Annotated in this window: 19 protein-coding genes; 6 read left to right on the plus strand and 13 right to left on the minus strand. The window is 34.6% G+C overall.

The window, feature by feature from the left end; genetic code table 11:
- Positions 1 to 2,165 (plus strand): Ig-like domain repeat protein (locus tag AAC069_RS13405; RefSeq protein ID WP_339920965.1); only part of this gene is annotated, 2,165 nt, incomplete at its 5' end.
- Positions 2,166 to 2,341: 176 nt separating this feature from the next.
- On the plus strand, positions 2,342 to 2,752 hold the full coding sequence (locus AAC069_RS13410) for an OsmC family peroxiredoxin (protein ID WP_339920966.1): 411 nt from the start codon (positions 2,342 to 2,344) through the stop codon (positions 2,750 to 2,752).
- Between the two features lie 55 nt (positions 2,753 to 2,807).
- Here AAC069_RS13410 and AAC069_RS13415 read toward each other — a convergent pair whose 3' ends face one another.
- The 3 genes from AAC069_RS13415 to epsC are packed head-to-tail and all read right to left on the minus strand — an operon-like array spanning position 2,808 to position 4,945.
- Complete coding sequence (locus AAC069_RS13415) at positions 2,808 to 3,263, minus strand: GNAT family N-acetyltransferase (protein WP_339920967.1); 456 nt, start codon at positions 3,261 to 3,263, stop codon at positions 2,808 to 2,810.
- Between the two features lies 1 nt (position 3,264).
- On the minus strand, positions 3,265 to 4,152 hold the full coding sequence (gene cysM / locus AAC069_RS13420) for a cysteine synthase CysM (protein WP_339920968.1): 888 nt from the start codon (positions 4,150 to 4,152) through the stop codon (positions 3,265 to 3,267).
- Between the two features lies 1 nt (position 4,153).
- The gene (epsC, locus tag AAC069_RS13425) at positions 4,154 to 4,945 is read right to left on the minus strand and encodes a serine O-acetyltransferase EpsC (protein WP_339920969.1); all 792 of its coding nucleotides are present in this window, start codon (positions 4,943 to 4,945) and stop codon (positions 4,154 to 4,156) included.
- A 305-nt stretch (positions 4,946 to 5,250) separates the two neighbouring features.
- Between epsC and AAC069_RS13430 the strand changes: the two genes are divergently transcribed.
- Positions 5,251 to 5,952: a DUF1003 domain-containing protein gene (locus tag AAC069_RS13430; protein ID WP_339920970.1), complete on the plus strand. Its 702-nt coding sequence runs from the start codon at positions 5,251 to 5,253 to the stop codon at positions 5,950 to 5,952.
- A gap of 30 nt (positions 5,953 to 5,982) precedes the next feature.
- Here the strand turns inward: AAC069_RS13430 and AAC069_RS13435 are convergent, their stop codons facing one another.
- Positions 5,983 to 6,261 (minus strand): DUF2752 domain-containing protein, encoded by a 279-nt coding sequence (locus tag AAC069_RS13435; RefSeq protein ID WP_339920971.1) that lies wholly within the window; start codon positions 6,259 to 6,261, stop codon positions 5,983 to 5,985.
- Between the two features lie 101 nt (positions 6,262 to 6,362).
- On the opposite strand from AAC069_RS13435, the gene AAC069_RS13440 reads away from it, so the two are divergent.
- Positions 6,363 to 6,554 (plus strand): hypothetical protein, encoded by a 192-nt coding sequence (locus tag AAC069_RS13440; RefSeq protein ID WP_091092786.1) that lies wholly within the window; start codon positions 6,363 to 6,365, stop codon positions 6,552 to 6,554.
- A complete protein-coding gene (locus tag AAC069_RS13445; RefSeq protein ID WP_339920972.1) occupies positions 6,547 to 7,098 on the plus strand; it encodes a Smr/MutS family protein in 552 nt (183 codons plus the stop codon). Before AAC069_RS13440 ends, AAC069_RS13445 begins: the two co-directional genes overlap by 8 nt.
- 83 nt (positions 7,099 to 7,181) lie before the next feature.
- Here AAC069_RS13445 and AAC069_RS13450 read toward each other — a convergent pair whose 3' ends face one another.
- On the minus strand, positions 7,182 to 8,141 hold the full coding sequence (locus AAC069_RS13450) for a hypothetical protein (protein ID WP_339920973.1): 960 nt from the start codon (positions 8,139 to 8,141) through the stop codon (positions 7,182 to 7,184).
- 86 nt (positions 8,142 to 8,227) lie between these two features.
- Here AAC069_RS13450 and AAC069_RS13455 point away from each other — a divergent pair, with 86 nt between their 5' ends.
- Complete coding sequence (locus AAC069_RS13455; protein WP_339920975.1) at positions 8,228 to 9,352, plus strand: cysteine desulfurase family protein; 1,125 nt, start codon at positions 8,228 to 8,230, stop codon at positions 9,350 to 9,352.
- 31 nt (positions 9,353 to 9,383) lie between these two features.
- On the opposite strand, the gene AAC069_RS13460 is transcribed toward AAC069_RS13455, so the two are convergent.
- The 8 genes from AAC069_RS13460 to AAC069_RS13495 form a co-directional block, all read right to left on the minus strand.
- Positions 9,384 to 10,607 carry a sodium:proton antiporter gene (locus AAC069_RS13460; RefSeq protein ID WP_339920976.1) on the minus strand — a complete coding sequence of 408 codons (1,224 nt, stop codon included), beginning with the start codon at positions 10,605 to 10,607 and terminating at the stop codon, positions 9,384 to 9,386.
- Positions 10,608 to 11,060: 453 nt separating this feature from the next.
- Entirely contained in the window at positions 11,061 to 12,038 is a 978-nt protein-coding gene (locus tag AAC069_RS13465; protein WP_339920978.1) for an MlaD family protein, read from the minus strand.
- Between the two features lie 8 nt (positions 12,039 to 12,046).
- On the minus strand, positions 12,047 to 12,799 hold the full coding sequence (locus tag AAC069_RS13470) for an ATP-binding cassette domain-containing protein (RefSeq protein WP_339920979.1): 753 nt from the start codon (positions 12,797 to 12,799) through the stop codon (positions 12,047 to 12,049).
- 6 nt (positions 12,800 to 12,805) lie between these two features.
- Positions 12,806 to 13,588, minus strand: coding sequence for an ABC transporter permease (locus AAC069_RS13475; protein WP_176980640.1), 783 nt, complete (start codon positions 13,586 to 13,588; stop codon positions 12,806 to 12,808).
- Positions 13,589 to 13,922: 334 nt separating this feature from the next.
- Positions 13,923 to 14,789, minus strand: a complete 867-nt coding sequence (locus tag AAC069_RS13480) for a ribose-phosphate pyrophosphokinase (RefSeq protein ID WP_339920980.1) — start codon at positions 14,787 to 14,789, stop codon at positions 13,923 to 13,925.
- Positions 14,790 to 14,794: 5 nt separating this feature from the next.
- Entirely contained in the window at positions 14,795 to 16,297 is a 1,503-nt protein-coding gene (locus AAC069_RS13485) for a thymidine phosphorylase family protein (RefSeq protein WP_339920981.1), read from the minus strand.
- Positions 16,298 to 16,490: 193 nt separating this feature from the next.
- Positions 16,491 to 16,877, minus strand: coding sequence for a response regulator (locus AAC069_RS13490; protein ID WP_339920982.1), 387 nt, complete (start codon positions 16,875 to 16,877; stop codon positions 16,491 to 16,493).
- The gene (locus tag AAC069_RS13495; protein ID WP_339920983.1) at positions 16,864 to 19,935 is read right to left on the minus strand and encodes a PAS domain S-box protein; all 3,072 of its coding nucleotides are present in this window, start codon (positions 19,933 to 19,935) and stop codon (positions 16,864 to 16,866) included. Before AAC069_RS13495 ends, AAC069_RS13490 begins: the two co-directional genes overlap by 14 nt.
- Positions 19,936 to 20,180: the final 245 nt, after the last annotated feature.

The raw sequence follows: 20,180 nt of genomic DNA on the forward strand, positions 1-20,180 counted from the left end.
TAACAAGCAACTACGATGTTTCATATGTAAATGGAACTTTGGCAATAACCAAACGCTCACTTAACTTCACAGGAACAAGAGCATTCGATGGTTCAGTGACCTTTGCAGCAGCAAACTTAATTGCAGGCAACATTGTAAACGGTGATCCTGTTTCAATTGGGGGTAGCGCAACTGTTTCAAGCAGTAACCAAGGATTTTACACCAGTTTTGTCACAAATAACCTTACTTCATCTAATACAAACTATAAAGTTATCGGTGGTACAGTTAATGTTACTATCACTCCTGCATCAACATCTGTTACTGTTGCTTCTGTTTCTGTTCAGTATTCTGATCAAGTTACTTTAATCGCGACTGTTACTTCTTCAACTGGTCAAGCTGAATTAAATGCTACTGGTGGTACTGTAGCATTTAAAATTCAACTGAATAGCAACCCAATCATCACGCTTGGTTCAGCTTCGTTCACGTCAGGAAACACCGTTAGTAAAGACTTTATTATCACCCAAGCTCCTGGTACATATAAGGTAATTGCAGTTTTTACGCCTAATTCAAGTAATCTAAGTGGTATAACAAATGATAATACTGGACCGTTAACAGTAACTCAAGAAGATGCCCGTGTTTATTATACAGGGTCGACATTTGTTTCGACTTCAAGCAGTACTTCAAACACTGCAACTGTTGTTTTGAATGCAACAGTAAGGGATGTTACTGCCGAATCAGGGGATCCTTTATATGATGCCTATGCAGGTGATATCAGATATGCTAAAGTGAGGTTTGTTAATCGGGATGCTGGTGATGCACCTATTTCTGATTGGTTATCTGTTGGTTTAGTTAATCTTGCTGATTTAAAAACTGGAACTGTAAGCTATGTTTGGAATAGTGCAAGTACAGGTAGTGGAGATTCTGAACAGTATACAATTGGAATGATAGTTGACAATGGCTATTATATAAGAAATAATTCTGATGACAATACTGTAATAACAGTTTCCAAACCGCTTAATGACTTCATCACAGGAGGTGGTTATATGATACTTAAAAACTCTAATGGTCAACTTGCTGGCGATGCTGGTAGAAAAAATAATTTTGGTTTTAATGTCAAGTACAACAAAAGCGGTAAAAACCTTCAGGGTAATATCAATTCTATTTTCCGTAGAACTGAAGCTGACGGCAAATTACATGTTTATCAGATCAAAGGGAATGCAATGAGTTCTTTGAGCTTAATTGTCGAATCATCTACTACAGGTCCAGCAAAAGCAGTCTTTGATGGTAAATGTAATATTAAAGATATTACCTATACCAATTCTGCTTCACCTGAATACATCAAGATGTACGTAACGGATGGTTATCCAACGTCAGTTGATGGTGGTGCTTTACTACACGTAACAATGACCGATATGGGTGAGCCTGGGAAATATGATTCTATAGGAATTACAGTTACTTCAAGCAAAGGTGGAGTTTGGTTCTCAAGTAATTGGAACGGAATACAATCTGCAGAACAGATTATAGATGGAGGTAACCTTCAGGTTCATGGCTCCTCAAGTTCCATTGGTACTATTCCAACAGCTTTAGGTTTTGTAATGCAAAGTCCAGTTACATCACCGGTTAATTATGGTACAGAAATAACATTTAAAGCAACAATTACAGAATCAAATTCTGCAAATCCTTCAGGTTATGTTTATTTTTATGATGGGGCAAATTACCTTTCAAAAGGGGTAGTTAGTACAACAAGTGGAGTGACTTCAGTAACTTTAAAAATTGCTAATCTAGTTGCTGGTTCACATGATATTATTGCTTATTATAGTGGTGATTCTAAATTCGCTACTAGCACTAACTCTTTAGCTCTAACAGTAAATGCTTCAACTGCCCGCAGCAGTTCAGTAGTAACGGCTAAGAAAATAATATTAGCACCAGTAGGATTGGAACTGGTTCCATTCAATGTAATCGCTTACCCTAACCCTTCTAATAATCAATTTACATTGGCAATTGAGGGAGGTAGCAATGAAAAAGTGGAAGTGAAAGTGTTTGATTTATTGGGCAGATTGGTAAAAGTCATTAATAAAAATGACGCACAACCTACACTATTTGGTGAAGATTTACCAGCAGGTTCATACATAACAGTAATCAATCAAGGAATTGAGACAAAAACAGTTAGATTAATTAAAAAATAATTAAATTTTAAATAATGGTTAGTTTAAAGCCAGTCCAATTAGATTTGGGTTGGCTTTTTAATTCTCACACCTTCAATTTGAAGACAAATTTTAAAATTTAGTTAAAAAAAGGATGGGCTTAAAAACTTACATTTTAAAAAGGGTAGCTTTGAGTAAATTAAAAAAAAAACACAATTATGAAAAGAAATGCAACCGCAGTATGGAACGGCTCTCTTAAGGAAGGTGCTGGAAAGCTTACGACACAAAGTAAAACATTAGAGAATACTCAATATTCATTCAAATCTCGTTTTGAAGAAGGTACAGGTACAAATCCTGAGGAATTAGTAGCTGCAGCACATTCAGGTTGCTTTACGATGCAACTTTCGGCTTATATTACCGAAGAGGGTTTCGAAATTGAAAGTATTGAGACTAAATGCGATATTGATCTAGTTGATGGAACCGTTATTAGTTCTCATTTAACGGTAAATGCTAAAATAAAAGGGATTTCTGATGATGCTTTTCAACAACAAGTCACAAAAGCAGAGAAGAACTGTCCGATATCTAAATTACTGACTGCCGCGATTTCTACAACAGCCACATTGCTATAAAAAAGAAGTTTGAAATAAATAAGAAAAGGCTCCATTATGTTAATGGAGCCTTTTCTTATTTTAAAATTGATTTACTAAAACAGACACTATCGTCTATTCCTTCGTATTGTCCGTAATTTGAGGTTATGACGAAGCCATTTTTCTTGTACAGTGCGATGGCTTCCGGGTATTTTTTACCGGTTTCCAAAATGCAGCTTTTGAAGTTCTCTTCTTCTGCCCAAGACTCCAATTCTTTCAGAATTTTTGAGGCTATGCCTTTACCACGGTCTTCCGGATTAACAAACATCCTTTTTATTTCGGCAACTTCGTCTTTGTACACTTTAAAAGCGCCACAACCAATGGCTCTTTCGTCTTCGTAAACGACTAACGCGTGTTTGATGCTGTCCGTTTTGTTAAACTGCGCATAAAAGCTGTGTTCCTCCCCGTCGCGATTTTCAATATCTTTGTCGAGTTCCTGTATTAAGGCGATAAAATCAGGATTTTCAGCAGAGGTCCTTATAATTTGTATCATCTTAATCAAATAAATCAGATGATAAATAGCGATCACCTCGGTCACAGATTATGGCAACAATGACCCCCGATTCTAATTCTTCGGCAATTTTCAAGGCCGCCGCCACAGAACCACCGCTGCTCATTCCCGCAAAAACACCTTCTTCAAGCGCCAGTCGCTTGGTCATTGCACGTGCTTCTGTTTCACTTACTTCAATAATACGGTCCACTTTTGAGGCATCAAAGATTTTAGGCAAATATTCCTGCGGCCATTTTCGAATACCTGGAATTTGAGATCCATCACTCGGTTGCGCACCAACTATTTGTACATTTGAATTTTGTTCTTTTAGGTAGGTAGACGTTCCCATAATAGTACCTGTGGTCCCCATAGCAGCAACAAAATGAGTTACGGTGCCATGCGTATCATTCCATATCTCTGGACCTGTTGTTTTATAGTGGGCTTTCCAGTTGTCTTCATTGGCAAACTGGTTCAACATGATATAACCGCCTTCAGCTACCTTTTTGTCGGCATAATCTCTTGAGCCTAATATTCCTTCTTTTGCAGAAGTTAGGATTACCGTCGCACCATAAGCGCGCATGGTTTGGGTACGCTCTTTAGTAGAATCTTCGGGTAATACAAGTTCGATTTCTATATTTAATAATTGGGCAATCATGGCTAATGCGATTCCCGTATTTCCACTAGTGGCTTCAATTAATTTATCTCCTTTTTTAATGTCCCCTCTTTCTAAAGCGGATACAATCATATTATAGGCAGCACGATCTTTTACAGAACCTCCAGGATTGTTTCCTTCGAGCTTCAACAATAATTTTACATTCTTATTTTTAATCAAATTGACGCTTTCGACCAAGGGGGTATTCCCAATCAGGTCTAATAATTTTTTAGGCTCCATGCTATCTTAGTTCTTTTATTTTTACTTCTGTGGTTGTGGTATTGGTCACTAGTGAATTTTTAGGAATGGATTTGGTAATCCATGAATTCCCACCAATGATACTGTTTTTTCCGATTACGGTATTTCCTCCTAAAATGGTAGCATTAGCATAAATGCATACGTTTTGCTCCACCGTAGGATGTCTTTTTGCATTTTTCATATCTTTGCTCACGCTAAGCGCCCCTAAGGTTACCCCTTGGTATATTTTCACATTTTTTTCGATAACGGTTGTTTCTCCAATTACGATACCCGTCGCATGATCAATGAAAATGGGTGAATCTATTTTGGCTCCTGCATGGATGTCTGTTCCCGTAATTCTATGGGCATATTCGCTCATTAATCTTGAAAAGAGGAGCAGGTCTAAAACATAAAGTTCGTGGCTTAGTCTATAAATCGCGATAGCATAAAATCCAGGGTAGCCAAGGTATACTTCCTCGATGCTATTGGAAGCAGGATCATTTTCTAAAAAATAATTAGCATCTTGATTTAGTTTTTCAAGAACCGAAGGCAATTTTTCCAGATACTGATCCCAAATAGAATCACAGATTCCTTTTGGTTTTTTGCAGGCGATTACAGAAATTTCTTTGAAAAGAATTTTAAGTTCGTCAATGCTTTCGCTCAAAGGAGCATTGGCATCAAATAAAGTATAGAATAATTTTTCAGTAAAATCTTCTATTTTTGTTTTGATTCCGTAATTAATTGAAGAATGTCCCTTTAAAGAGATTATATTTTTAATAATCAGATCTTTTGTCATGATTATGGGATTGAATGGTTAGTAGAAAAGGCTTTAAATATGCAGAAATTAGGCATTGCAACAACAATTTCCTTCAGAAATTGATAAAAAAAAGTGAAAATTGAGGTGCTTTTTGATCATAATTTTGTTTTTGGTCTCAAAAAATAAGACGAAACAAATATATTGAACTATTTTGAATTAAACTCGAAGAATGACCATAGTCTCAGTAGAAGAGTGCTGATTTAAATTCTAATAGGTACAGAGTTCATTATTTTTTAAAAAGGAGGTTTTTAAATCCGTAAATTAGCATAGTAAAAACGATATAGATGGCTAGTATACCTACTTTTAAAAGTGATCTCTCAAATAAGGAATTCCCTTTGAAAGATAAGATCTCCGGGAAAATAATTCGAAATCCAATTTTAGCATTGATGCAAAACGATTTCCCTAATTTTTCGAAAGAGCAATCTTTATCTGTTACAGAATTAAATTTATATAAGGAAAAATACATCTCAAGCTATTTATCCAATGAAATAGGGGCGCTTTCGAATATTGAAAGTAAAATTAATGATGAACTAAAAGAGTATGACTCTCTGGTAAGTACAATTGAAGAAAAAGCAGAGCCTCGAACTTTTGGACAGATTATCGCTGATAAAGTGGCTGATTTTGGAGGTAGTTGGAAGTTTATAATCCTTTTTGGAGTTTTTATTGTACTTTGGATTTTATCAAATATATATATCTTGTACAATAAAGGATTTGATCCTTATCCTTTTATTTTATTGAATTTAATCTTATCCTGTCTTGCGGCTTTGCAAGCTCCGGTTATTATGATGAGTCAAAACCGCCAAGAAGAAAAAGATCGAGACAGAGCGAGAAGGGATTATATGATTAATCTAAAATCGGAACTTGAAATTAGAATGCTGCATGAAAAACTGGATCATTTAGTGAGACATCAACAAGAAGAATTAATAGAAATTCAAAAGATACAAATCGAAATGATGAATGATATCTTGAGTAGGATCAATAAATAAATGAGCTGAATTGTGGTTAATCGAAGTTCCTTAAAAATGTTTGTAGAAGTAACCGGCAATCATAAAAAGAACATTAATAAAAGCGACAACTAAAATTAATTTTTGAGAAATAAATCCCTTGTAAATAAAATGAAAACCAAGAAGGACTAAAAATAAAAGCGAGGTAAATAGGGCAGGATACATTTGGAAAGAAGCGGTAAGATCCCCTTTTAAAAGTAAGAGGAATGAACGTTGAAAACCACAGCCCAAACACTCCACTCCAAAGAGTGTTTTGCTTAGACAAGGAATCATATATTTTTCTAAATTCAAAGGTTTTGTTTTTTTACAATTTACAAAATTTCAGCAAACCATTTAATAAAAAAGAGAGCCAATTTTAAATTTATTACATTTGGAATCTGATAGGTAAAGAAATGAAAAAATTAATAATTCCAATGATGATTGTGGCAATACTTGTTGCTTTCTTTGAGCAGGTAAGTGCGGAAAAAAATGTGTATATAACCGTAATTGCAATTGCCGTTTTTATGTTTGGCATGATGCAGTTGAGCGCTAAAACGCCGAGTAAAAATCAAGATAATCAAGATAAAGAAGAAAAAGATGTTTAATAAAGGAGATAAAGTTTCAGTGCTGGACGAAGCCATAAATGGAGTAGTCGTATCTGTGAAAGATAAAGAGGTTACAATAGAAACAGAGGACGGATTCATGATGACATTTTTTGTCAATGAATTACTTAACATGAACGATTCCAGTAACTTAATGGATTCTATTAGAAGAGTTAATAGAGATGAAATAGCAAAAGAAAAAGAGATCCCAAAACCGAGGAGTTTTGTTAAAGAACGCAAAGATAAGCACGAAAGATCAGCCCCGGAATTCGATTTACATATAGAGAAATTGGTGCCAAACAAACAAGGGATGTCAAATTACGACATTCTTACTTTGCAATCTGAAACAGCTAAACGTCATATCGAATTTGCTATTCGCAACCGTATTCCGAAGATTGTTTTTATTCATGGTGTTGGTGAAGGTGTGCTAAAAGCAGAGCTGGATTTTTTATTGGGACGCTATGACAATATTGCTTTTCAGGAAGGTAATTATCAAAAATATGGTCAAGGTGCCACTGAAGTATTTATTAAACAAAACAGTAAATAAAATGCTGTCAGTTTAAAAAATAGTCCCGTTTGTAATTACAAACGGGACTATTTTTTGTTTTTTTTTAGGCTAGAACTGGTCGATTAATTAGAGGTTAATAGGACTCCATAAGTGAAACTATCACCCAGTAAAAAACTGTTATTTCCTTTTTTTAAAGTTGCTTTTTTAATGACAATGGTATGTTTATAATTTCCCGGTCCGTTCGTTGTAGTGGTTACTTCGATGATACCACTAGTTCCTGGAACACCTGCGACACCATTCCATTCTTGGCTCAAGGTAGGAGTAGTTGGGGTTGTTGTATTACAGAAATAGGATGCCGTTAATAACCCCGAAAATAAGCGATAAGTAAAGATGTTTGTAGACGTTCCAATAACCCCTGTTCGAGGGGTATTTAATGGTGTTGCTTCGTTGACAATTAGACTTGGATCTATATTAAGCATTAGTGCCTCACTGGTGGTGTAGTTGTAAATTTGATTAGAAGTCCCACATTTTTCTACTGTTTCATCAAAAAGAAAAGGTAAACTCGTAGCTGTAGTTACGTAATCCCCAAAAGGGAATGTTTCATAAACTTGGGTTCCGTTAGTTTTTGCAAAAGTAATATTTTTGAAAACTATGTTATGATTGTAGCCTGTAATTCGGGTACTGTTTTGAGTTGTGTTTACTGTTTTTACTGCCGTTGTAAAAATTTGTATTTGACCGGCTGTTGCGCTCCATTGGTCCGTTACGTAAGGTGTTGCAGGCGCAATTGTTTCACAAATGTTATCAGTTGCAACTGTACCATTGTAAAGTCGATAAACAACTCTATTTGTTGAGTTTATATCAATAATAGTTGGCGCACCTACAGTTGAAGGTTCAGTTGTAAATGAGGTAGTAGGGATGTCAAGAATCAGTGCCTCTTTATCATTTAGCTTGTAAATAAGATCATTTGTAGAACAACTTTCGGTTGTTACGTCTTCGAAGTTAATGTCTTCTTGAATTAAATTACCATCATCACAACCATTTAATGCTAACACAAAAACCAATAGGCTTAGAACTCTTTTCATTGTAAAATATATTTTTACAAAAATAGCTAAAAAATTGACAATTGATATTGGAGAATACACAATTGATATTTCATAACTTTGCAGTAATGAAAAAGATATACCTCGATAACGCATCAACGACAGCCATAAGACCCGAAGTTATTCAAGAAATGACCAAAGTGATGGCAGAAGATTTCGGAAATCCTTCGTCAACTCACAGTTTTGGCCGAAATGCCAAAAGTGTTTTAGAACTTTCCAGAAAATCAATTGCAAAGCAGTTGAATGCTGCTGCCCAAGAAATTATTTTTACATCTTGTGGGACGGAAGCCAATAATTGGATCCTTCGTTCTGCTGTGGAAGATTTGAAAGTAAAGCGCATTATAACCAGTAAAATTGAGCATCACGCAGTTTTATATACGGTTCAGGCATTGCAGAAAGAATTTGATATTCAGGTAGATTACGTTGCTGTCAAGCCAAATGGAGAAATTGATATCACAAATTTAGTTGAACTGTTAGCGCAGAATCATAAAACCTTAGTGAGTCTGATGCATGTTAATAACGAAATAGGAACTGTTTTAGATTTAAGTAGGGTTGCACCAATATGCAAACAATACAATGCGCTATTGCACTCTGATACGGTTCAGTCTATTGGAAAGAAAGAAATTGACCTGAAGGAGCTGCCTATTGATTTTTTGGTTGCTAGTGCTCATAAATTCCACGGTCCTAAAGGTGTGGGATTTGCATTCGTACGGAAAAATTCAGGCTTGCAACCATTATTTTATGGCGGTGAACAAGAGAAAGGATTGCGAGCTGGAACAGAAGCAGTACATCAAATAGCAGGAATGGCAAAAGCGATGGAGCTTTCCTATGCCAATTTAGAGACTGAAAGAGCTCAGATTTCCGAATTGAAAAAGTATTTAATTGAACAACTTGAAATCGATTTTCCTGGATTTATCGTTAATGGAAGTCAAGACGGTTTTTACAATATGCTAAATGTTTTATTGCCTTTTTCTAAGGACAAAACAGCCATGATTTTATTTCATTTAGATATGAAAGGGATTGCAGTGTCACGGGGAAGTGCTTGCCAGAGCGGAAGCATCAGGGCATCACATGTATTAGCTGAAATGCTTTCGGATGAAGATTTAAGAAAACCAAGTTTGCGTATCTCTTTTAGTCATTACAATTCTAAAGAAGATATAGACGTATTGATAGATGCTTTAAAAAGTATTTAAGTAAAAAAAAACCGCCAATTGGCGGTTTTTTTTAGACTGCTATATTTTCATTAAGTTCTGCCTCTTTTGCTCTCCTTATTTCTTCTAGAATTGTTTTTCTCTTTTTAGCTGTTATCATTAAACCAAGCATCATTATAATTGCTGTCATCAAGATTACTTGAATAATTAATGACTTGTTGACTAAAAGGATCATATGCTCAGGAGCGATACCCAAGAATAATAAGATTGTAATAAGCCCTCTAGGTGCTACAAAAAGCAAAGGAAATAAAGGCATTTTAGAAACTTTAAGCTGAATGAAACGCAAAATAAAAAGCATTACTACAATTCCTACAGCCCAGATAAACGTATCTGGATTTACAATTTCAGTGGTTTTAATCAAATACCCAAATAAAAGAAAGAATAATGCTCTAACCAGAAACGTAGCTTCAATTATCAATTCTTTAAACTTATGAACTTCCTTGTTCAGTAGGTCAAGTCTAAACTGTTGTGTCCATTTGTAGTGTCTTAACTCATCTAAATTACCAATTGACAGTCCAAAGACTAGGATGAAAATAAGTGCTGGTAAATGGAATATTTTTGATATTTCGTAAATTAGTATAATGAGCAGAACGATTGGTACAAACTTAATGTGGTGTTGAATTTTATTTAAAAGAAAGGATAGTAATATAGTTGCTACAAAAGAGATTGCAATTATGATTAGTATCTCCAGACAAAAGTATCCAAATGTTTCTAAGCCAAAGCTAGAGTTGTAGGCAATGAAATTGAAGAATACGACTCCAAAAATATCAGATAAGCTACTTTCGTAAATGATAAATTCCTTTTGACTAGAAGAAAGGTTTATTACGCTTGGAATCGCGATGGCGCTACTGATTACGCAAAAAGGAATCGCATTTATCAGACTAGATCTAAAAGAGTATCCTCCATAATAATGCAACAAATAGGCAAGGGAAAACGCTAACACAATCAAAGGCAAGAAAGCTCCTATAGATGATTTTTTTATCAATCCAATTTTAGATTTATTGAGTTCTAGTTCCAATGAACCTTCTAATACGATCAGAATAAGTCCAATTGTACCTAATACAGGTAAAGTAGCGGTAAGATCTGGTAGGTCAATATCAAAAAAGTAAGTTGCTTCTCTAACGACCCACCCTAAAAGTAATAATAGTATAACTGATGGTATTTTTGTCCTTGATGCCGTAAGGTCAAATAAATATGCGATGAGCAGCAGCAGACAAAGTGAAATTATAACTGTCATAGAAAATTAATTATATTTTTTAATTTTTAATGGTTTCCACAAGCAATAATGGAGATCTATTTTCTGAAATATAATACATTAGCTTGTCAAAACATAAATATATTTTTAAATATAAATAAATATTTGCGATTTAGCATTGTTTTTAGAAGCTAATAAGCTGTAAGTAAATGCTCTAATTTTTAATTTTTGCAGTCTCTAATTTTTATAAAAGTAACAGAAGCTAGCTATGATTCGGAGTATTTCTCCATTATTAAGTGAGTATTAGAAAAAAAGTAGAGTCAGCACTTTAGTTTATATTTTGTGTTTGTCTTCAAGACCAACTTGATAAATACCGGGGTATAGTACGTCCATATTTTCAATTTATAAGTTAGTGGGACTCAGAATTACGCCTAGCTTTTCTACAGTAATGATAATGGACTATTTTGTGATTCCTTTATCTGTAGTTTTTAAATGTTACTTTTTTTGTTCCTTTATTTTTTGTTTTTCTAGTCTTCTGAAGTAACCTCTGAAGAGAAAATTGTGTTTTAAAGCTTCTAAATTTTCGTTTAGTTTAGCACTGGATTCATTGACATTAGTCATTGTTGAGTCAATTTTATTTACAAGGTTGGGATCATTAGAAAGGTAGTTCAAGGCGCCTTTTCCATCTTTAATGTTTAGAATGGTTTTATTAAGATTAGTCACAACCCTATTTATTTCTAAACTTGAATTATCTAGATTATTAACGATTGTCTTTATACTATTGGCGACAGCTGTATCTTTTAAAAGACCTATTACGTTGTCTTTATTGTTCATCGATTCAAGAAGTTTGTTTAAATTTTTAGTGGCATTTGAGGTTTCTCTTCCTGATATTTTTAAATAATGCATGGTTTGTTTTAAATCTCTAGCTAGCTCAGCATCATTTAATAAGAGGCCTATAGTTCCTTTTCCAGCATTAATTTCTTCGGTGATTGTGAGTAAGTTTTCAGTAAGTAGTGCTGCATTATTATTTGTTTTACTGAGGGTGTTCAATAATTCATCTGTACTGACACGATTTACAGAGCGAATTTCATCTCCTGGTTCAACGGGCGCGTCAGTTCCTTTTCCAGGCAGAATATTTATAATCATACTCCCAACTAGTCCATCCGAACCAATAGTAGCTACTGCATCTTTCTTTATGTGTTTAAAGATAGTCTTGTCAATAATCATGTCCACTTTGATGTTAGTGTCATTGAGCATTTCAATCCCACGAACAGTTCCTACATTTACACCGGAGTAGCGGACATTATTTCCTATTTGCAAACCATTTACATTATTGAAAACAGTCTCCAAATGACTTGTTTTTCCAAACATTTTTTGCTTATCGCCAATGAGATAGGTAGCTAATATAAAAATCAGTAACCCAATTATTACAAAAAGGCCTAATCTTATTTTTTGTGATGTTGTTTTTTCCATGTCTATACTTATTTAAAAAAAGCTTGCACTTTTGGATCTGTTGAAGTTGATAATTCATCAAATGTTCCTTCGGCATAATTAATACCGTCGACCAGTAATATCATTCTATTCGAAATTACTCTGGCACAATCGACATCGTGTGTAATGATGATAGATGATGTATTGTATTTTTCTTGGATTGATTTCATTAATATCAATATTTCTTTGGCTGTGATAGGATCTAATCCTGTTGTGGGTTCGTCATAAAGAATAATTTTAGGTTGTAGAATTAGGGTTCTCGCTAAGGCAATTCTACGTTTCATTCCGCCTGAAAGTTCGGCTGGCATTAAGTTTACGGCATGTGCTAATCCCACATTTTCAAGTGCTTGCATCACTAAAGGTGTAGTGTCTTTTAGGACTCCGAATTTTTTAGTGTGACGACGCAATGGAAATTCTAAATTTTCTCTGACGGTCATCGAATCATACAATGCACTCCCCTGAAAAAGAAAGCCAATTTCTGTTCTGATTTCATCCAATGTTGTTCGACTGAGCTCTCCAATTTGCTCTCCCATAACCATAATGGAGCCACTATCAGCCTTTTCTAGCCCGATCAGGCATTTAATCATTACAGATTTGCCTGAGCCTGATTTTCCCATAATAACCAAGTTCTCACCTTCATGCAAAGTCATGTTAAAACCATTTAGAACATGATTGTCTCCATAGCTTTTTTTCAAGTCTTTGATTTCTATAATAATTTTTCTCTCTTGTATATTGGTACTCATAATTAGTTATAAATCATAAAATATATTAGTAACAAAAACAGCTATAAAATCGATAATAAAAAGGAGCATAGAGGTATAGACTACTGCAGAATTAGCGGCCACACCAACACCTGCCGTTCCTTTTTTACAATAATACCCTTTAAAGCATCCTACTAAGCCAATAGCAAAGCCAAAAAAGAAGCTTTTGATTGTAGCAGGTATCAGATCTCCAAATTCCAACGCATTAAAGACCTGATTGAAGTACAGTAAAAAAGATACATGCCCTTTTACATTTTCAACCAAATACGATCCAAAAAGAGCGATAGCATCGCCAAAAAAGACGAGTAGGGGAAGCATTAAAGTAGTAGCCATAATTCTGGTGACCACTAAGTATTTGAATGGATTGGTACCAGATACTTCCATAGCATCAATTTGTTCTGTAACGCGCATGGACCCTAATTCAGCACCAATACCGGAACCAATACGTCCTGCACAAATTAAAGCTGTGATAATAGGGCCTATTTCTCGAATTATTGAAATACTTACCATAGAGGGCATCCAAGAAACGGCGCCAAACTCAAGTAGAGTAGGGCGTGACTGTAAAGTAAAAACCAAACCTATAATAAATCCAGTAACAGCAACTAACAGCAAAGAGCGATTCCCCATATAAAAACATTGACGAAGAAATTCTTTAAATTCAAAGGGACGTCTGAAAGACTCTCTGAAAAAGCGACCGGCAAAATAGGAAAGTTCTCCAATTTCAAGTAAGAAAGATTTGATCAATTCGATTATCTTAAAAATGGCATTCATAAGCATCATGAATTAATTTTTATAATAGCAGACTACTCAAATATACGATTATTCTACTGATTATGAGATGTTTTAAATGCTGTAAAACTGATTTATTGGTGAGTTAGTCGAGGAAAAAGACTCTTTTATATAGATAATTTAATATTTAGTAAATACACTCTTATAAAAGACTAAAATGAAAGCTAGTGCTAACGCAGAACTGTATTTTTGAATATTGAAATTTATGTATGGTCTGAAAGATTTGCTCTCGCCAGTTAATTTTCAGATGGCTCACTTTATTTAAAGTAGCAGTTCAGTGGTTTTAAGAACTATTGAGTTTTTTGCAATTGTCGACTTAGAGAATCAATAAATCACTGATATCAATTCTATTGCTTTCATGCGGAATCGTGTTGCAGGTGATAATTTCCTTAGCACCAGAATTTTTTATTTCCTGATAAGCATTTTTAGCAAATACTGCGTGTACACCAATGCAAATAGGGGGTTTCATTCCTGCATTTTTTAAATGTGTAATCGTTTCAATCATGGTTCGTCCTGTTGAAATAATATCATCAACTAAAATAGGAATGTGCTCCTTGTACCGATCGACATTTGGTATAGATATTTCTACATCGTGGTCGCCATGACGAGTCTTATTTAAAATTATAAAAGGAGCATTGGCATTTTTTGCCACCTCAGCGACCCATTGTTCGCTTTCGCTATCGGGACCAATCAAAATAGGTTTTTCGATAGTATATTTTATCCAAGCTGAGATATGACTTGCGGCATGTGACACTGTGGTGGGGATGCTGTAAATTTCAGATAGAGAACTTCTTCGATGTAGGTGTGGGTCAATCGTTATTAAAGTATCTACAAATCCAGAAATTAAATTTGCAAAATACGTTGAAGTAACACTTTCTCCAGTATTGAAGGCTTTGTCCTGACGCATGTAAGCAAGATAAGGAGCGATGAGGCAAATGCTTTTAGCACCAAATTCTTTTGCGGTCTTCGCCAAAAAGTAAAGCGGTAACAATTTTGAGTCTGGTAGATGAAGGGTGCAAACTAGGAATACTTTTTTATCCTTTACATCAGATATAATTCGAACATAGGTTTCTCCATCAGGAAAAGAACGAATTTCGACAATTCCTTTTTCGGCCTGCTCTTTTTGAATAAGTATTTCGGCCAAATCTTCATTTCCAGGTAAAGCAAAATATATTTTTTTCATAACCGTTATTGAATTAAAATGATATCCTCTTCTGATTTCATGTAATCGATCGAGTATTTCAGCTCGCCTTTCGTTTCTGAATATATAGAATACAATAGATCTCCTTTTTGCACTTGTGTGTTCAAAGGCGTTTTTAGCGATACTCCTGCTTTGCTATCGTGCGGAGCGCCAGCGAGTTTTGCAATTTTCGCCAGTCTTCTGTTGTCAATTTCAATAACAATACCTGATTTCTCTGCTATAACATCTTCTTTATAGATAGCATATTCAGGTTCTCTAAAACCACCTTGCGCTTGGCATATAGCAAGGAACTTTTCGTATGCTTCCCCTGATGAAAGGATTTCCTTTGCAAGTTGTAATCCACTTTTGTTTTTTGTGCCATGAACCATGTCAATAATGCTCGCTGAAAGAAGTAACGATTTATTTCTTAAATCTTGAGGCGCGTCTTTTTCGTTTCGCAAAACACTCAAGACATCCATTGCTTCAAGTGAGGGACCAATGCCTCTGCCGATGGGTTGTGATCCATCAGTAAAAAGAACATTTACTTTGATTCCCATTGATTTGCCTACGACATTGAAGTAATATTTTAGTTTTTCAGCACCCTCTTCCGTTCTTACTTTTGCAGTTTTTCCTATTGGAATATCAATAACTACATGTGTGGAACCTGCTGCAACCTTTTTGGATAATACAGAGGCTATCATTTGTCCTTCACCATCTACATCAAGTGCTCTTTCTACACGTATTAGGATATCATCAGCGGGGCTGAGCTTTATGGAGCCGCCCCATACAAAGCATCCATTTTCTTGCTCTACTACTTTTTGAATTTGTTTGATACTGAGGTCTATTTTTGTCATGGTTTCTAAGCAGTCTGCTGTGCCTGCTGGGGATGTAATTGCACGAGACGAGGTTTTAGGTATCGTAAGTCCTAAGGCTGCTACGATAGCCACGACGATGGGGGTTGTTCTGTTTCCCGGAAGACCTCCTACACAGTGTTTGTCGACTACAATTTTTTTATCCCAAGACAATCTTTGTCCTGAGATTACCATCGCTTTGGTGAGTCCTATTATTTCGTCAATACTGAGGTTGTCACCGCCACAAGCCGTAATGAATGCTGCAATTTCAATATTAGAATATTCTCCCTTTACAATATCGTTTATAATGTTTTGTAATGCCTCATAATTCAGCTTCTGTCCATACATTTTAGCTCTAATACTTCTCATTGAAGTAACAGGCTGAACATGTGAAAAACTAATTTCGTCTCCCTCTTTAGCGTTTAAGTCACCCCAAGCACTTTCAGACAACCCCGCTTCTCCAGCTTGTAAAATTCCATCCGTAATAATGTATAAAGTGGCTATTTTAGATTTCCCTTTTACAGTTACCAATACTCTGTTTAACGCTTCAAAACCTTCAGATTTGCAGATGTGGCAATCTTTACGCATGAAAACAACATGTTCTCTTTGGGTGTCAATACCAAGATGGACTAATTTTAGAGTATTGAAAGTAGTATCCATTCTAATTTATATTTAAATGATTATTCCAATAGTATAGAGGAAAGAATTAATCTAATTATCCGAATTCATTCATCAGGAAAGGCAATCAGCAATCGATTTGATAGTGCGAGATTTCTATTATACCCTTCATAATTTATCAAAGACCAAATGAAATAGTTTAGAGATATAAATTAACTAGCTCTAATTTAGTCATTTATTCCATCATTTTTTTTAATTCTGCTATTGTTATAGGTTTTACTATATAATTACTTACCGCATCATAGGATTTTGCTTTAATTACATCGGCGGGATCTACTGAGCTTGTTATTATAAATATAGTTATTGGTCTATCATTTGGTATCTTAATAAACTCGTCAAGAAATTGCCAGCCATCCCAGACAGGCATGTTCAAATCCAATAATATTAAGTCAGGTAATTTTTCACCGCTCAATATAATGGGTTTCAATTTATCATAGGCTTCTTTTCCATTACGAAAGACCATAAAGGTTTCACAAAAATTAGCTAATTGCATTATTTTTTTTGTTCCAAAAACAAAAATTGGGTCATCATCAATTATACAAGCAATATCAATTTTTTTCATATTTAAAGTATGTTTTAAATGTTGTGCCTTTATTTTCTTCGCTTTCTACTTCTATTTTTCCACCGATCGCTTCTACTTGGTTTTTTGTTATAAACAGTCCAATGCCACGCGCATCTTCATTAGTATGGAATGTTTTATACATCCCAAAAAGCTTTCCTCTATTCTTTTTCATGTTGATCCCTATACCATTGTCTTCGATATGTACTACTACATAATCATTAGTGACAGTACAATATACCTTGACAAAACTTTCTCTTTCACCTGTTCTATATTTTATACCATTGGTGATGAAATTGAGTAATATACTTTCGAGATAGGCGGGAATTGCCTGAATAGATATTGCTGGGTCAATATGATTATATATAGTTACATCTGCTTCTACTGCAATAGTAGAGATGTTTCTAATTGTATTTTCCATGAACTCATATAGTCCTAAATTTTGTAGATTTTCAGTAATTGAAGTATTCATTAAAACAACTTCATTTAGATGAGTGATTGTTTCTTTTAAATTATTTGAGGCTGTATTCAAAAGTTGAATAAATTCATTCTCTGATAATTCAGGGTGCTCAAACGCTAATAAATCAAGCATCATAGTTATGTTCCCAGAATGGGATCTTAAATTATGTGAGACTATATGTGCAAAATTCTTGAGTCTTTCGTTTTGGTCTTTCGTGACATGAAGTAAAGATTGAATTTCTTTTTCTGTTTTTTTGATATAACTAATGTCAACAGCTATACCTAAATAGCCAGTAATATTTCCATCCGTTTTTACTGCAGTAACGGTAAGTTGGACAGGAAGTTGCGTTCCGTCCTTTTTAATGTAAGTCCATTCTCGTGTGTCGTAATCTCCTTTATTTGCTGCATACGTAAAGACGTCAAATCCTTCGACAGTGTCATCATGTTCAATAGAAAGTTCATAAGCTCTCGTCTCTATTTCTTTTTTTAAATGAATCAATAATGGTGTTTGATGAAAAAGGATTTCTTCTTTTTTATATCCTAGAAGATTTTCTGACCCTTTGTTGAAAGTGGTAATGATTCCGTTTATATCTGTCTCTATAATCGATACCTGAGTGCTGGATTCGATTAATCCCTGAATTTTAGAAATGGTATCTGCGAGCTCTTTTTCTGCTTTTTTTTGTGGAGTGATGTCTATAATTTGAGAAATAAAATACAAAGGCTCGTTGTTTTCATTTCTAACTAGTGAGGCTGATAATATAATATTTATGGTACTACCGTTTTTGCAAATGTATCTTTTCTCCATATGATAGAAAGAGCGCCTGCCTTTTACAAGTTCCTCTAATAATTTCAAATCAGCTTCTAAATCATCAGGATGGGTAATATCTTGAAAAGTTTGGTTCATTAATTCTTCTTCAGAGAAACCTAACATAGTACATAGAGCGTGATTTACCTTGAGCCATTTACCTTTTTCATCTAATAGTGCCATTCCAATGGCTGCATTTTCAAAGTTTCCTCTAAAGGCCGCTTCGCTGATACGAAGTTGTTCTTCCGTTTTTTTTCGGGCAGTAATGTCTGCCGTATACATGATAATTCCTCCTACAGTTCCATTGTCATTGTGCCAAGGTTTTATTTCCCATTCGAGCCATTGGATGCTACCATCTTTTCTCACAAATTTATCTTCGTCGCGCTTATCGGTCATTCCTTTTAAGCACTTTTCATGGATTTGTTTCCATTCTTCACCAATTTCAGGAAATAAATCATAATGGGAAGTTCCAATTATTATTTTGTCTTGCAAGCTGTAATCTACTTTCCATTTTTCGGACGACGCTAGATAACACATTTTAGTGTCAAACATGGCAATTGCAGTTGGTGTCTCTTCGATAAAAACAATATTTCTATCAATGATTTTTTTTTGTTCTGTGATGTCATATTGAGTCCCAAACATCATTAAGGGTTTGTCATCATCAGTCCAACTAATGATTTTACCTTTATCTAATATCCATATCCAATGTCCGCTTTTATGTTTTATACGGTATTCTGAATGGTAGTACTCTGTTTTTTTATCAAAACAATCCTTTAGTTTTTCATTAGATAATATTAGGTCATCTGGGTGTACTAGATCTATCCAAGTTTGAATACTGATAGGTTCAAGTTCATTAAGTGAATAGCCAATAATATTTGCCCAAAGTTCATTATAAGAGGTTTCTCCTGTTTGAATATTCCATTCCCAAGTTCCTGCATTTGTTCCCTCAAGTACACTTAAAAGTTTTTCTTTTTCTTGTGTGAGTTGCAGGTTAGCTTCTTTAAAGAGGGTGATATCCTGGAAAGTCCCATAAATACGAGTGCATACATCTTCTGAAAATACAGCCTGACCTATTGATCGTACCCAGCGGGTATTGCCGTTTAAAGTCTTTATCTGTAGTTCATGATCGTAAGGAATCCCTTTCGATACTGTAAGTCCAAATGAAGCTGTAATTAAATCTCTATATTCCCCTTCTTTATAAAAGTTGATAGCGGTATCCAGATCGGGTTCATAATTTTGAGGAGCCTCATGAATTTCTTTAGTCATGTCACTCCAATAGAGATTTTGATTAAGTAAATCAACCTCCCAATATCCTATACGGGCAGCTTGATTGCATTTTTCTAGAAATTCTTTTGCCTTAATACGTGAGCCCGTTTTTTCTTTTTGTACAGCTACTTGTTCGTGACTTTCCTCTTGATGACTTATTTTTGTATGACCACTTAATATACGGAATGTATTTCCTTCATTATCTTTAATAGGCATTGTTCTATATCGTAGTGAAGTGATGCCACCCATCTTATGATTGAATCTTAAAATTGTATCAACTTCATTAACGGGAACAGCATTGGCTTTTTTTAAATCTTCGGGGTGGATTATATTTTGCCATGCTGAGGTATTGTTCGACATTTCTTGAGGATCGTAGCCAATAGTCGACCAGAATTTTGAACTAATCCACTCTTTTTCTTTTTGTTCTATATCTCTATAGGATATTCCATCTGAGCCCCATTCTTGAATGAAATCAAAAATGGAAATGTCTGTTTTTAACAGTTCATAAAACTCTTTTTTTAGGTAACTCATATACTTTAATTACTTTCAAGGAATGAAAAATGAAAACGCTTTTATTAGTTTCATTAGGTTTCAAACTCCTTTTACGATTTAATTGCTCTATCTTTTATTAAAAAAGATAGAGCAATTAAATCGTAGGTAATAGTCTTAAAAACTATTAAACCAATTTGTTGATTAATAAATAAAGGATAAATTTGGAAAATGAAAAAATAATCAAAAAAACTATAGCTTTTTTTGAATTGCATTTTTGATGTAGT

Origin of the sequence: uncultured Flavobacterium sp., from assembly GCF_963974175.1 — a bacterium.
Taxonomy (GTDB): domain Bacteria; phylum Bacteroidota; class Bacteroidia; order Flavobacteriales; family Flavobacteriaceae; genus Flavobacterium.